This window comes from Humisphaera borealis (assembly GCF_015169395.1).
GTDB classification, from domain to species: Bacteria; Planctomycetota; Phycisphaerae; order Tepidisphaerales; family Tepidisphaeraceae; genus Humisphaera; species Humisphaera borealis.
Window position 1 is genome coordinate 204,973 of record NZ_CP063458.1, and the last position, 13,771, is coordinate 218,743.

At 64.1% G+C, this 13,771-nt stretch carries 12 protein-coding genes; 4 read left to right on the forward strand and 8 right to left on the reverse strand.

Annotated features, from left to right (window positions below; translation table 11 throughout):
• Positions 1 to 28 precede the first annotated feature (28 nt).
• Together IPV69_RS00840 and IPV69_RS00845 are read left to right on the forward strand one after the other, a co-directional pair.
• Positions 29 to 1,219, forward strand: a complete 1,191-nt coding sequence (locus IPV69_RS00840) for a tRNA (adenosine(37)-N6)-threonylcarbamoyltransferase complex transferase subunit TsaD (RefSeq protein ID WP_206293014.1) — start codon at positions 29 to 31, stop codon at positions 1,217 to 1,219.
• A gap of 149 nt (positions 1,220 to 1,368) precedes the next feature.
• Positions 1,369 to 3,333, forward strand: a complete 1,965-nt coding sequence (locus IPV69_RS00845; RefSeq protein WP_206293015.1) for a M20/M25/M40 family metallo-hydrolase — start codon at positions 1,369 to 1,371, stop codon at positions 3,331 to 3,333.
• Between the two features lie 128 nt (positions 3,334 to 3,461).
• Here the strand turns inward: IPV69_RS00845 and IPV69_RS00850 are convergent, their stop codons facing one another.
• The 8 genes from IPV69_RS00850 to IPV69_RS00885 form a co-directional block, all read right to left on the reverse strand.
• Positions 3,462 to 4,598 carry a 5-(carboxyamino)imidazole ribonucleotide synthase gene (locus tag IPV69_RS00850; RefSeq protein ID WP_206293016.1) on the reverse strand — a complete coding sequence of 379 codons (1,137 nt, stop codon included), beginning with the start codon at positions 4,596 to 4,598 and terminating at the stop codon, positions 3,462 to 3,464.
• Between the two features lie 282 nt (positions 4,599 to 4,880).
• Entirely contained in the window at positions 4,881 to 5,036 is a 156-nt protein-coding gene (locus IPV69_RS00855; RefSeq protein ID WP_206293017.1) for a hypothetical protein, read from the reverse strand.
• A 202-nt stretch (positions 5,037 to 5,238) separates the two neighbouring features.
• Positions 5,239 to 7,173, reverse strand: coding sequence for a hypothetical protein (locus IPV69_RS00860; protein ID WP_206293018.1), 1,935 nt, complete (start codon positions 7,171 to 7,173; stop codon positions 5,239 to 5,241).
• A gap of 34 nt (positions 7,174 to 7,207) precedes the next feature.
• A complete protein-coding gene (locus IPV69_RS00865; protein ID WP_206293019.1) occupies positions 7,208 to 7,708 on the reverse strand; it encodes a GNAT family N-acetyltransferase in 501 nt (166 codons plus the stop codon).
• A gap of 12 nt (positions 7,709 to 7,720) precedes the next feature.
• Positions 7,721 to 8,191 carry a hypothetical protein gene (locus tag IPV69_RS00870; RefSeq protein WP_206293020.1) on the reverse strand — a complete coding sequence of 157 codons (471 nt, stop codon included), beginning with the start codon at positions 8,189 to 8,191 and terminating at the stop codon, positions 7,721 to 7,723.
• Between the two features lie 236 nt (positions 8,192 to 8,427).
• Positions 8,428 to 8,823, reverse strand: coding sequence for an NAD-binding protein (locus IPV69_RS00875; RefSeq protein ID WP_206293021.1), 396 nt, complete (start codon positions 8,821 to 8,823; stop codon positions 8,428 to 8,430).
• Between the two features lie 186 nt (positions 8,824 to 9,009).
• Positions 9,010 to 10,188, reverse strand: coding sequence for an NADH-quinone oxidoreductase subunit D (locus IPV69_RS00880; protein WP_206293022.1), 1,179 nt, complete (start codon positions 10,186 to 10,188; stop codon positions 9,010 to 9,012).
• Between the two features lie 55 nt (positions 10,189 to 10,243).
• Entirely contained in the window at positions 10,244 to 11,440 is a 1,197-nt protein-coding gene (locus IPV69_RS00885; RefSeq protein ID WP_206293023.1) for a Gfo/Idh/MocA family protein, read from the reverse strand.
• Between the two features lie 387 nt (positions 11,441 to 11,827).
• Between IPV69_RS00885 and IPV69_RS00890 the strand changes: the two genes are divergently transcribed.
• Positions 11,828 to 13,315, forward strand: coding sequence for a rhamnulokinase (locus IPV69_RS00890; protein WP_206293024.1), 1,488 nt, complete (start codon positions 11,828 to 11,830; stop codon positions 13,313 to 13,315).
• Positions 13,316 to 13,353: 38 nt separating this feature from the next.
• Positions 13,354 to 13,716, forward strand: coding sequence for a hypothetical protein (locus tag IPV69_RS00895; RefSeq protein WP_206293025.1), 363 nt, complete (start codon positions 13,354 to 13,356; stop codon positions 13,714 to 13,716).
• Positions 13,717 to 13,771 lie beyond the last annotated feature (55 nt).

A 13,771-nucleotide genomic window follows, 5' to 3' on the forward strand; every position in this document is an offset into this window, starting at 1 on the left:
GGCAAGACCCGTCGCCAATACCACGAAAATGCCTCGCATCCTCGCCATTGAATCCACCTGCGACGAAACCGCCGCCGCCGTCGTTGAAGACGGCTGGCGGGTGCTCTCCAACGTCGTTGCGACGCAGATCGATCTGCATGCCAAGTACCGTGGCGTCGTTCCGGAGATCGCGTGCCGGGCGCACATTGAGAATATCCTGCCGGTCATTCAGGAGGCGATCGCCCACGGGCAGGTCGCGCCGGCCACGGGCAGCGGAGTATCGCAGCCCATGGCACCCGAAGTCGGTCTGACCGAGTCCCGTGCTTCCGCCTCCGATTCATCCTTTATCCTTCCTCCTTCATCCTTTGATTTCGACGCCGTCGCCGTCGCCCACCGCCCGGGTCTTGTCGGCTCGCTGCTCATCGGCGTGACCGCCGCCAAGACGCTCGCGTGGTCGCTCGGCAAGCCTTTGATTGGCGTCGATCATGTGCACGCGCACCTCTACAGCGTCGTGCTGGAGAAGAACGAGCACCCGCCCATGCCCGCGATTGGGCTGGTCTGTTCCGGCGGGCACACGGCGTTGTACCTCGTGAAGAGCTGGACCGACGTCACGCTCATCGGCTCGACCATCGACGACGCCGTCGGCGAGGCCTACGACAAGGTCGCCGCGATCCTGGGCCTGGGCTACCCCGGCGGGCCGCACATCGACCGCCTGGCCGCGACCGGCGATCCCAAGGCGATCGCCTTTCCGCGGCCGTTGCTTGGTCCGGGTTCGCTCGACTTCTCCTTCAGCGGCCTGAAGACGGCGGTGCTGTACGCCGTCCGCGGCGTGCCGACGAAGGACGGCCCGCACATCCGCGACGAACGCCATCAACCCCCAGCCCCCACGGGCCAACGGCTCGCCGACGTCTGCGCCAGCTTCCAGCAGGCCTGCGTCGATGTGATCGTCAAGAAGCTCAAGCGCGCCGCCGAGAAGTACGGCGCGAAATCGATCCTCATCGGCGGCGGCGTGTCGGCCAACCGTGGCCTGCGGGCCGCGCTCCAAGGCGGCGGCACGGCCAGCACCTCTGGTGGCACCGTCGTCTCGCCGGTGTTGCGACTGCCGGTCTATTTCCCACCCCTCAAGTACTGCACCGACAACGCGGCCATGAGCGGCGGCCTGGCGCACGTCTACTTCGAGCAACGCCGCTTCAGCGAACTCTCGCTCGACGCGATCACATTCAGCCAGTTCGCTAGGTAGGGTCCCGCCTTGGCGGACGCGAGCCGGACCGAGAACATCGTTCGGAGCGTCGCTCGACTACGGCGTCGCTCGCACGGGCTGGAAGCCCGTGTCACTGGCGACCGATTTCTCGGATGAAATCCGACTCGCCATCGGGACAATATCGCACCATGCAACGGCTCTTCCTTTTCGGGCGTACCACGCGTGCCCTGGTTTTCGCCTGTATCGCCGGGCTGCTCACCGCAAGCCTCATTCACTCGGCGGATCATCCGTACGCCGCGAAGCCCGCAACCGCGCCGTCGCCCGCGGCCACCGCCACAGCGCCGATCGATCCGGTCCTGGCCCGCATCCGCGAAGAGGGCCTGACCCGCTCGCAAGCGCCGCAGACGATCGACTACCTTTGCAACGTCATCGGCCCGCGGCTGACTGCGTCTCCCGGCATGCACAAAGCCGCCGCCTGGACACGCGACACACTGTCGAGCTGGGGTCTGACCAACGCCCACCTGGAAACCTGGGGTCCGTTCGGTCGTGGATGGTCGCTCAAGCAGTTCTCCATCCAGGTGACGGAACCGACGCCATTCGTTCTCAACGGCTTTCCGAAGGCCTGGTCCACCGGGTTCGACCAGCCGTTGGAAGCGGAGGTCGTCTATGTCGATGCGACCACCGAAGCCGGCCTTGCACCGTACAAGGGAAAGCTGGCGGGGAAGATCGTGCTGCTCGGGCAGATTCGCGAACTGGAACTGCCAATGACCGCGCCGGCGACAAGGCTGAGCGACGACCAGCTCGCCAAGCTGGCCGCCAGCCGGCCGAGCGAGATGAACGATGAGCCGACGACCGGGCCGAGCACCACACCGGCGACCTCACGCACGACGACCACGACGTCATCACCAGCCACTTCACACTCCGGCGATCTGCTCGTCCCGCGCACCGGCCCGGATGCCGCACCCGCCACCGGTCCGTCGTCCCCGGCAGGACAGCTCGCCGCCGCCCGCATGGCGACGCGGATGTTCGCGTTCGTGGCGGCCGAGTCACCGGCGCTGGTCCTGTCCCCCACCGCCAAGGGCGACGGCGGGATCCACTTCGTCACCGGCGTGGCGTTGCCGACCGATCCGCTGGGTGGCGGCACCGGGCCCGCAACCGGCCCCTCCACTTCGCCAACAACCGGTCCCGCCGCACCCGCCACAAGCCCGGCCGCCACCAAGCCCGCGCCCTGGTCGCCAAACGCCCCCAAAACCCCGCCTCAGGTCGTGCTGTCCACGGAAGACTTCAACCGCCTGGCGCGGATCGCCCGGCGGAACATTGCGATCAAGGTTCGGGTGGATCTGAAGGTGCAGTTTCACGACGACGACCCGATGGTCCCCAACGTGATCGCCGAGATCCCCGGTACTGATTTGGCCGACGAGATCGTGATGGTCGGCGCTCATCTGGACAGTTGGCACAGCGGCACCGGCGCGACCGACAACGCCGCCGGCTCAGTCGCGGCGATGGAGGCAGTGCGCATCATCAAGGCGCTGGGCTTGAAACCCCGCCGCACGATTCGCATCGCCCTCTGGACGGGTGAAGAGCAGGGCCTGTTCGGCTCGGCCGCGTATGTGAAGAAGCATTTCGGCCGACTGGAAGACCCCGCCACGCGGCCCACCACCGGCCCCGCGACAACCGGCGTCGCCAGCCCCGCAACGAAGCCCGCATCAGTCCCTGCCAGTGGTCCGGCGAGCCGACCGCCGACCCTGATCAAAGGCCCCGACTACGAGAAGCTGTCGGCGTACTTCAACCTCGACAACGGCACCGGCCGTATCCGCGGCATCTACTGCCAGGGCAACGAAGCGGCGATGCCGATCTTCAAACAGTGGATCGAACCCTTCGCCGACTTGGACGCCCGCACGGTGACGCTCTCCAACACCGGCGGCACCGACCACCTGTCCTTTGACCGCATCGGCCTGCCCGGCTTCCAGTTCATCCAGGACCCGATGGACTACCGCACCCGCACGCACCATTCGAACCAGGACAACTTCGACCGCATCCAGATGCAGGACTTGAAACAATCGTCCACGATCATGGCATGGTTCGTCTGGAAAGCCGCGAATGAGCCGGAGCGTTTCCCCAGAAAGCCCTTGGCGGCGACGCGACGATCGTAGGGTCCGCCTTGGCGGACGGGGTGACGTTCCGAAGCGCGCGGCATTGTGGTGCAGCCGTCTCGGCTGCAATTGCAGGCGGGACGCCTGCACCACAATCGCTTGTGCCGCCGCGTCCGTAAAGGCGGAACCTACAGCGCCTCTCTTGCCGCGATCGCCTTTTTCGCGGCCTCCTGGGGAGTGTCGCCGAGCGCGGTCAGGTGGCCCATCTTTCGCCCCTTCCTCGGCTCCGCTTTTCCGTAGAGGTGCAGCTTGACGCCGGGGATGGCGCACGCGGCGGCCCAGTCGGGTTCGCCGTCTTGCCAGATGTCGCCTAACAGGTTGCTCATCGCGGCGCAGCTGTGGCGGGTGGTATCGCCCAGCGGCAGGCCGCAGACTGCGCGCAGCTGCTGCTCGAACTGGCTGGTAACGCTGTTGTCGATCGTCAGGTGGCCGCTGTTGTGCGGGCGGGGGGCCAACTCGTTGATCATCAGTTTGCCGTTCGCGGCGACGAAATACTCGACGCACAACACGCCGACGACGTCCAGCTCCTCGCACACGCCTCGGGCGATGTTGAGCGCGTCGTGCTGCGCCTGCGGGCCGAGGACGGCGGGGGAGATGGAGAGGTCCAGGATGTGGTTCGCGTGGCGGTTCTCGATTACGCCCCATTGGCGGAAACTGCCGTCCACACCCCGCGCGGCGACCACGCTGACTTCCTTCTCGAAGTTAATGAACGCCTCGTAGATCCATTCCGTCCCAGGCGAGGCGGCAATGGCGGCTTCTCCTTCGGCGGCGGTCTTGAGCTTCACCTGCCCCTTGCCGTCGTAGCCGAAGCTGGCGGTTTTCAGCACCGCCGGCAGGCCGAGCTCGGCGATCGCGGTGTGCAGGTCGGCGATCGTTCGCACAGCGCGAAACGGCGTCACCGGGAAGCCGGCCTTGGCCAGTGCGGTCTTCTCGCGAAGGCGGTGCTGCGTGGTGTGCAACACCAGTCCGCCGGGACGGACGGGGACGATCTCGGCGGCGGCGGTGGCGGTGGCGAACGGCACGTTCTCGAACTCGAACGTCACCACCTGCACGTTGCGCGCGAAGTCGCGGACGGCGTCCAGGTCGTCGTACGCGGCGACGATCTCCTTGTCGGCAACCTGGCCGGTCGGGGTGTCGCTGTCAGGGCTGAACGTGTGCACTCGGTAGCCCATCTGCCGGGCGGCAATCGCGAACATGCGCCCGAGTTGCCCGCTGCCGAGCACACCGACGGTCGAGCCGGGAAGAATTGGAGAAGGATTGGCCATGAGGACGCGGAGTGTAAGGGAGAGAAATCAAGAATACAGAACGAAGATCGGATAGCGACGAACAAAGGAGAAAATTCGACCTTCTACATTAAACGGAGCGTCTCTGCCGCCGCTATTGCCAAAGCCGGCTTAGCCACCGATCGTCCTTGCTTCATGCCCACAGTCGCTCCACATACATTCTACAGCAATGATCTCCGCGTGGAGCTGGGGCATCCGACGTCTGGATGGGTCACGATGTGCCTCACGTCAGCGTCCGCGAATCAAATGGCAGTGGTCCATTGCTCAAACGTCTTTGAGCCTTTCACTGACCTCGTGGAGTGGCTGTTTGAAATCGCCGATCGCAGTTGGCCCGCGATGTTGAAAATCGACGAAGAAGTGCGTTTCAAGCGTTTGATCGTCGATAGCGTCGATGCCTCCGCGGACCTGGTCGAGATCCACGTTGTCGATAATGACCGATCTACGTTAATGCGTTGTCGCCTTACACGGGTCAGCTTGCTACACGAGTTCGCGCGGTCCATTTCTGATTGGCTCGCTACAAAGTACGACGTGGTTGAGTTTACAACGCGGTCTGACCTTCGCAGCTTAGAAGCGGTAGTGTCGACATTGAGGGTTTAGCGCCTCCTGAAGAAGAGTTGGATCGCTACTTCTTTCTCTTTTTAATTCTGGTCGGAGGTGGTGCGTCGGGGACGGGAACGACCTGAGGCGAACGCGGCGCGGTCAGTCCCTTGAACAAAAGGAACGCCATCATCGCCCCGGCGAGGAACTGCAGCGTGGGGAGGCCGCCGTCGCGGAAGCGGTCGCCCCAGAAGTCTCGCGGGGAATCAACGGAGAGCCGCAGGCGGTCACCGGCGTTGTTCTGGGCGGCGCGGCTGGGGTTGTCGGGTGCTTCGATGACGTCGTACGCGACAATCGGCGTTCCGGCCGGGCCGGGGACCTGGACGACCTGTATCTGTGGAATCTGGTGCTGCAGCGTCATCTGCAGCATGACGCCGATACTGAAATCCAGGAGCAGGCCGACGAGCAAGACCCCGCGCAGCCGCAGCGAAATGCGCCAGACGCCGCCGGCGACGAGCGCGACGCCGATGAGGACCATCGGCTGAAGGCAGATATGGGCGACGCCGAAGCGGTCGACACCGCCGTACACCGCGACGCCGGCGAAGAAGACGATCGGGATGAACGCGAGCCAGAATCGCCGGACGGGTCGGACGGTCGGGTCTTTGCCGGCGAGGGCGCGGACGATCAGCAGCACGGCGACGACGCACCCGGCCGATCCCAGCCCGCCGGGCAGGCTCACCTGGTAAATGAGAAACGCAGAATCGCGCAGCTTGCCGGCGAACGACGGCTGGTCGAGGTCTGGGTCGCGCTGGCTCACGTCCGCCGCCCAGATCAGGCCGGGCTTCTGCACGATCGTCGGCACGAGCGTGTTGCGGATGTTCTTCACGATGTTGCCGACGTTCTCGGTCGGCGTCATTTTCACCGAGTCGCTGACGGCGCTGGTCGAGGTGAAGGTGGTGGTGACGCCGTAGTGACGGATCGACCAGGGGAACCACGCCGCGAACACGAGCAGGCTGACGGCGGCGATGGTGGCCGCCTCCCGGAACTTGTTCGGCCGACGCCACCAGACGGCCGCGACGTAGTGCAACCCGAGGAACAAGCCGTAAGGGCCGACGGAGAAGTGGACGAGGAAGCCGATGCAGAGGAGCGCGAAGGCGAGAGGGAAGAGTAAGGATGAAGGATGAAGGGTGAAGGATGAAGCAGGAGAAGCGACCTCTTCCTTCATCCCTCCGACTTCATCCTTCATCCTTTGGCGGCGGAACGCCGTCAAGTACACCGCGATCGCCGCGATCGCGTAGTACGCGGCGAACAGCTTGGTCCAGGTGTAGGTCAGGTTCTGGGCGAACATCGGGCTAGCCGCCAGAAGGGCGGCGAGGGTCCAGGGCGTCTTGCGGACGACGCGGGGCGAGAGCCTGATCAGCCGGGGAACGAGAATCGCCAAGGGCAGAAAGACGAGCGAGTTCAGGAAGACGAAGACGACCTGATACCCCTCCATCATCTGTTCCATCGGCGCGGCTTGCGACAGCAGGCTGGCCGTGAGCACGTTCATCATCGGCGGCCGCATGGGGAGCGGGTACTGGCCGATGAACTTGAAGGCATAGTCGCCGCCGCCGAAGAAGAAGCTGAACCGCTGGTAGTGTTCCACCCAGTCGCCGCCCCAGGTGCCGCCACCGAAGTTTCGGACCATCGACAGCAGCACCATGCCCCAGACGAACAGCAGCCCCCAGATGATCAGCAGCTGGCGGACCTGCCTACACCGAAGCAGTTGCAGCCAGTCCTTCCATGCCGCGAGCGCGAGCACCATCGACAGAAATGCGATCGCGATATGCCCCGGGATGTCGGCGATGAAGGTGAGGTCGGCGACGAAGAGGCCGAACCCCAGGACGTAGTTCAGGAAGAGGCCCAGACCGATCGCAACGACCAGTCTTTCGCGCGGCGCCAGCCGCAACGGCCGGACCAGCAGCAGGCCGGGGCCGAACGTGTAGACGATCAGGAGAAACAGGAGGTGCGGGAACCACATGGGCGGCGTCGCTGGAGCGAGGGATGATGGCGTCTTACGTGGACGGCACGGGTTCGATGGGCAGCAGCATCTCCATCACGCTCGGCCGGAAGCCGCAGGTTTCAAACAGCTTGCGCGCCGGTTCGTTGGTGAGCAACACATCGAGCCGGATCTGCTCGACCCCCAGCCGGGTGAAGCGCTCGATCGCCTCGGTGACCAACTGCCGGGCGACGCCTTCGTTGCGGTAGGTTTCGTCAACCCACAGGTCGTTGATAAACCCGTATTCCTTCAGGCGATAGATGGGGATCTCGCGATCGACGGTGCCGATGAGCATGCCGACGATCGCGGGCGGGTCGTCGCGGCCGGCGGCGTCGGCGATGAGGATCGCTGAGCGACCGCTGGCGATCTGCCCACCCAGCCAGTTGCGGTACCGCTCGCCGACGTCCCCTTCAATGGTGTACTTGTGCGGGTCCCGGTCCTGCATGAAGGCGGCAACCTTGCGGACCAGCGGGAGAATGGCCGGGATATCGTCTGCGGTGGCATCGCGGATGGTCATGACGCCAAAACGTTAGGACGGAAGCGTGTTCGCTGCAATCGAGGGCGGGTTGCCGGCGGCCGTGGCCGGACGCGGCGTGGGGAGATTGGCTGTGATGGCGGCCAGAAATTCCTTCGGATCGATCGGCAACGCCGCGATAACGCTTACCGTGCCGCCGTGCAGGATTGGGATCAGCTCCGGCAGTTGGTCGGGCGCGGCCAGCAGAACGCGGTGGACGGCGGGGCAGCGGATTCGGGCGGCTTCGAGCAGCGCGGCCGCCCCCGGGCCGGTGGATTGCGGTGCTTCGTGACCGTCGTCACAGCGGGGGGTTTGCTCGGCCACGATCACTGCCGACGCCCCGGCCGCCTGTATCGCCGCAAGCGCCGCCGGCGCCGAGTATTCGACCATCACTTCGAATCGTGGCGACGCCAGACGAAGAATATCGCGGGCGGTGCGGGGGTTGACGACAAAGGCGACGAGCCTGGGTGGATTCAGTAACGGCATCAGAGTTACGTCAAGAAATCGGGGCGGACCAAGTTCCGTCGGGCACGTCATTCCGGTCGCTTCGAATCGGTGCAGGTCGCGACCGGCGTGAAGTCGGCCGCGGGGGATTGGCCGCCGCACTGTTGTATCGGTCGATGGTACGCTCGCATGAGCGACTGGTGAGCATATGGGGAGTCCCCGCGCCTTACGACGCTATGCTGTCGCGGTGTGTCGGCGACTGTCAAAAGATAAAAAATTTATGACAGTAGCGGCGCTGTCAGCCGGGCAAACTCGGCACCGATCAGCTGTTCTTCGGAGACCACATCTTCGGCACCTCGCCGCGATGCCTCCAGTGCGGTGGATACCCGACGGCACCGTGCCAGAATTCGAGCCGCCGGGTTCAGTCTTCGGATCAGATCGACGGCCCGCAGGACTGCGGCGTCGTCGGGAATCGCCAGTGCGACGAGGGTTGCCCGATCGATCCCGGCATTTCGGAGCACCTGCTCATCGGCGATATCGCCTTGCACGATATTCAGGCCCGCGGTCTGGCAGCGGGTCACGGTGGCGGGGTTCAACTCGACGACGACAAAGGCAATCTTGCGGCGCGCAAGCAGATTGACGACTTCCCGTCCCGGAATTCCGAAGCCGGCCACGATCACGAAAGGCGAAGTTTTTTCCGGCTTCTCGTCCGCCAAGTTCTCGCCACCGCCTGAAGCCTCATTCGGAGAACGCAGGACACGTCCCTGCGTACACGTCTGATCTAAAATATCTCGCGCAGCTCGTGGGCGGCGGGCGAGCCCGCCGGCTAAACGGGGTGCGCGTCGTCGTCGCCGAGGATTCTATCGATCTGTCTCGCCCATGACGATATCGATCGAGCCGATGATCGCCGGAACGTCCGCCAGCAGCACACCGCGGCAGAGCTCGCTCAGGCAGGCCAGGTTCACGAAGCTGGGCCCGCGAATCTTCACGCGGTAAGGAATGGTACCGCCCTGGCTCTCGATAAAGAAACCGAGGTGCCCGCGCGGGTTCTCCGCTTCAAAATAGACCTCGCCCGGCGGAACCTTCAATGACTTGGGCAGCTTCGCCCGGTAAGGCCCATCGGGCACCTGCGCGATCGCCTGCCGCAGGATGCGGATGCACTGCTTCATCTCCTGCATCTTGACCCAATACCGGTCCCAGCAATCGCCGAGCTGCCCGACCTGGCCGTCGCCGACGCAGACGTCGAATTCGAGCTTCGGGTAGACGCTGTAAGGGCGATCTCGCCGCAGGTCCATCGGAATGCCGGAGCCGCGGATCATCGGCCCTGACAGGGCATAGTCGATTGCGAGCTGCTTGCTCACCACGCCGATGTTCGCCGTCCGCTTGATGAAGATGTGGTTGCGGGTCAGCAGGGCGTTGTACTCGTCGACCTTGGGCTCGAAGTAATCGAGGAACTCGGTGAGCTTTTCGAGAAACAGCGGTGGCAAATCCCACGTCACACCGCCGACGTTGATGTAACTGAGCGTCAGCCGAGCACCGCAAAGCTGCTCGAACAAGTCGAGGATGTATTCGCGCTCGCGAAACGCGTAGAGGAACGGGCTGAATGCTCCCATGTCCAGGCCGTAGGTGCCGAAGCTGACCAGGTGTGATGCGATGCGGTTGAGTTCCGCCGCGATGACGCGGATGTATTCGGCCCGCTGGGGCACTTCGATGTTCGCAAGCTTCTCGACCGCCATCGACCAGGCGTGGTTGTTGTTCATCGCCGACAGGTAGTCCAGCCGGTCGGTGTAGGGCATGAACTGAAAGTAGGCGAGGTTCTCGGCGATCTTCTCCTTGCAGCGGTGGAGGTAGCCCAGGTGCGCGACGGCGTCTAGGACCATTTCGCCGTCGGTCCGCAGGACGACACGCAGCACGCCGTGGGTGGACGGATGCTGCGGGCCCATGTTGACGAGCATTTCCTCGGTGGCGACATCGATCTGGTCGTCCCCACCGCCGGGGAGGAGGTCGTAGGCGAGGGTTTTGGGGGACGACGTCGTCATGGGTAGGGCTCGCGAGTGGCTTGGTCCGCATTGCGGACCCAACACAACGCGCCGTTCACACCTTCGAAAACGACGCCCCGAGGTCCGCACTTGTCGGAGCCTTCGTCTCGAGCTTCTTCCGTCCGCCGTACTGCTTGGCCATGTCCACATGGAACGCGTCGAGCTTCGCGCCGTCCAGCGGCAGGTCGACCGGGGTTCGCGTGAGCGCGGCCATCTGCATGGCGTTGCCGAGTTCAAGTGCCTTGGCACCGTCTTCGCCGGGGGCGACCATCGGTTCGTCCTTCAGAATGGCCTTGCAGAAGTTCTCGGTGATCGCGCGGTGCAGGTTCTCGGGGTCCTTCGGCGCGGTCGGGGTGAGATCGATCTCCCACGTCTCCATCCGATGGAACGCCTCGGGCGTGGTCTCGCGGGTTTCCTTGACGCTCTTTCGGGTGCGTGTCCAGGTCAGCTTGGCGTTCTCGACGACGATTCGGCCCTGGTCGCCGATGATCTCAAAGCGGTTCGTGCCGGGGGCTTCGCCGGTGGTCGTGATGAAGTGGCCAATCGCGCCGTTGGGGTACTCCATGATCGCGCTGATTTCGTCCTCGACCTCGATCGGATGGGTCTTGCCGACGAAACCGACGGCGGAGATGCGGCTGGGCGTCAGGCCGGTGGTCCAGAGGAGCAGGTCGAGGTTGTGCGGGCACTGGTTGATCAGCACGCCGCCGCCTTCGCCTTTCCACGTCGCCCGCCAGCCGCCGGACGCGTAGTAGGCCCACGGGCGGAACCAGTCGGTCATGATCCAGGTGATACGGCTGATCTCGCCGAGTTCGCCGTCTTTGATCAGTTCGCGGAGCTTGCGGTACAGCCCGATCGTCCGCTGGTTCAGCATGACGCCGTACTTCACCTTGGGGTTCTTCTTCGCGGCGGCGATCGCGGCGTCGTTCATGGCGCGGGCCTGGGTGATACTGATCGCCACCGGCTTCTCGCAGAGCACGCTCACGCCGGCGTTAAACGCGGCGATCGCGACATCGGGGTGGAACGGGTGGGGCGTCGCGATGAGCACCGCATCCACCAGGCCGCTCTTGAGCATCTCATCGCTGCTGGTGAACTTGGCCACGCCGGGGGCATCGACCTTGTCCATCCGCGCCTGATCGTTGTCGCAGATCGCGGTGAGCTTGGCTTCCGTCATCTTCTGGATGTAGGAGATGTGGTAGTTGCCCATGCCCCCGACACCGACCACGCCCATCCGAACCTGAGTTGCGTCTGCCATGAGAGTTCCCTGCTGTTTTCCGCTGGTTTGCCGGACACAAGCCGACGATGAGTTGTTGATAGGGGTTCGGGGGGATGATGTCAACGACCTTGGCCGCCTTGGCCGCGCAGGGCCTAAGCGTTGTATTGATGGTGGGGCAGACATTCTTGTCTGCCGCGTTTCGGCGACGTCGGCATTCTTGCCGGCAGGAGCGGAAACGCACCGATCGTCTGGTTGCCCATCGTTCGCATGGCTCGACCGGGCAGGAATGCCCGGCACTCGGCCACGCGTGGCAGACAAGAATGTCTGCCCCACCAGAGAACGTCCACGCCTCCTGTCTTCCGATCCCCATCAGCGTTACTATTCCGGTCCGTTTTCTATACCACACACGGCGTTTGAGGAGTTGGCATGTCGGTTCGGAACTTCGTTGCATTCGATCTCGGGGCCGAGAGCGGCCGAGCCCTGCTGGGCCGGCTGGATGGCGGACGGTTGACGCTGGAAGAAAAGCACCGCTTCCCCAACCCCAACGGCCGAATCAACGGACACCTCCACTGGAACCTCCTCCAGCAGTGGGAAGAACTCAAAACCGGCCTCCGCAAGAGCTCTGCCGACGTTCATGGCGGGCACATCCAGATTCACGGCATCGGCGTCGATACCTGGGGCGTCGACTACGGACTGATCGCCCCCGACGGCGATATCCTTTCCAACCCGTTCCACTACCGCGATGCCCGCACCGATGGCGCGATGGAAAAGGCGTACAAGATCGTCTCCAAAGACGACATCTTCGCCGCCACCGGCATCCAATTCATGCAGTTCAACACGCTGTTTCAGCTCTTCTCGATGCTGGACTCGAAGAAGGCGCTGCTGTCGGCTGCCAAGACGATGCTCTTCATGCCCGACCTGCTGAACTACCTGTTCACCGGCGTCGCCAAGGCCGAGTTTTCCATCGCATCGACCAGCCAGATGCTCGACCCGACGACCGGGCAGTGGGCATTGCCGCTGCTGGAGAAGCTGGGCATCCCCACGCACATTCTGCCGCCGATCGTGCCCTCGGGAACGATTCTCGGGCAGCTTCGCGCCGACGTCGCAACTGAGTGTGGCGTGCCGGCGATGCCGGTGATCGCGCCCGCCTGCCATGACACCGCATCCGCCGTCGCGGCCGTGCCGGTCGAAGGCACGAGCGACGACTGGTGCTACATCTCTTCCGGCACCTGGTCGCTGATGGGCGTGGAGATCGCCAAACCGCTGATCAATGAGAAGGTCAAGCAATACAACTACACCAACGAAGGCGGCGTCGGCGGGACGATCCGGTTCCTCAAGAACATCATGGGCCTCTGGCTGGTGCAGGAATGCCGCCGGCACTGGCTGCGCGAAGGGTACGAACACAGCTACAGCGAGCTAACGCAGATGGCCGCCCGCACGCGTGGCTTTGGCGCGGTGATCGACCCCGACCACAAGCCGTTCGGCTCGCCCGGTGAGATGCCTCTGAAGATCGAACAGTACTGCCGCGAGACCGGCCAGCGCCCGCCGCAAACCCGCAGCGAAACGGTCCGCTGCTGCCTGGAGAGCCTGGCGCTGACATACCGCCGCACCGTGGAGGGCTTGGAAGACATCCTCGGCCGCAAGATCAATACGATTCACATCGTCGGCGGCGGCTGTCAGAACGAACTGCTCAACCAGATGACGGCTGATGCCACCGGCAGAAAGGTCGTCGCCGGCCCCATCGAAGCCACCGCGATCGGCAACATCCTCGTACAGGCAATGGCGACCGGCGACATCAAGTCGCTCGCCGAAGCACGCGAGGTGGTACGGAACAGTTTTGACGTCAAGGTGTTTGAGCCGACGGATACCAAGCCATGGGAAGAGGCGTATGCGCGGTATCGCGCGTTGAAGTAGTGGTTAGTCGCCCTTGTAGTTCGCCCAATGGGGAAGTGTTGGCCAAGAAGCCGAAGCAACTCGACGGTCGTCAAGAAGTGATGCGCGGCTTCGCGGAATCTGCCGCCGAGCGCGGCCAGCACTTCTTCTACGTCCTCATTCACGAACCGCTCGGTCCAATGGATCGGGGCGAGAAGTACGAAGACCCATTGAATGGCGCGCTCGGCGAGCTTGGTGAGGTCACCGGCGGCGGATCACAGCTTGGCGAAGGTGATACGATTGCGTTTTGCGGTCTCGATGTAGTCGTGAATCATCGAGATAATGGCTTGACGGTCATCCGCGAATGCCTGCGGTCGTGCGGCGCACCGCCCAACACCGTCATCGAAGAGTACGTGCCGGAGTTTGCGGAATTGTCGCTGTAGGGCCGGGCGACTAACTCGCCGATGGAGCGGACCGCGACGACGGTACACTCCACCT

Excerpts from the sequence above, each read along its gene's own strand:
- IPV69_RS00885 (WP_206293023.1), bottom strand. The coding sequence starts at position 11,440 with ATGGCAGACGCAACTCAGGTTCGGATGGGCGTGGTCGGTGTCGGGGGC.
- IPV69_RS00870 (WP_206293020.1), bottom strand. The coding sequence starts at position 8,191 with ATGCCGTTACTGAATCCACCCAGGCTCGTCGCCTTTGTCGTCAACCCC.
- IPV69_RS00850 (WP_206293016.1), bottom strand. The coding sequence starts at position 4,598 with ATGGCCAATCCTTCTCCAATTCTTCCCGGCTCGACCGTCGGTGTGCTC.
- IPV69_RS00890 (WP_206293024.1), top strand. The coding sequence starts at position 11,828 with ATGTCGGTTCGGAACTTCGTTGCATTCGATCTCGGGGCCGAGAGCGGC.
- IPV69_RS00840 (WP_206293014.1), top strand. The coding sequence starts at position 29 with ATGCCTCGCATCCTCGCCATTGAATCCACCTGCGACGAAACCGCCGCC.
- IPV69_RS00880 (WP_206293022.1), bottom strand. The coding sequence starts at position 10,188 with ATGACGACGTCGTCCCCCAAAACCCTCGCCTACGACCTCCTCCCCGGC.
- IPV69_RS00865 (WP_206293019.1), bottom strand. The coding sequence starts at position 7,708 with ATGACCATCCGCGATGCCACCGCAGACGATATCCCGGCCATTCTCCCG.
- IPV69_RS00845 (WP_206293015.1), top strand. The coding sequence starts at position 1,369 with ATGCAACGGCTCTTCCTTTTCGGGCGTACCACGCGTGCCCTGGTTTTC.
- IPV69_RS00860 (WP_206293018.1), bottom strand. The coding sequence starts at position 7,173 with ATGTGGTTCCCGCACCTCCTGTTTCTCCTGATCGTCTACACGTTCGGC.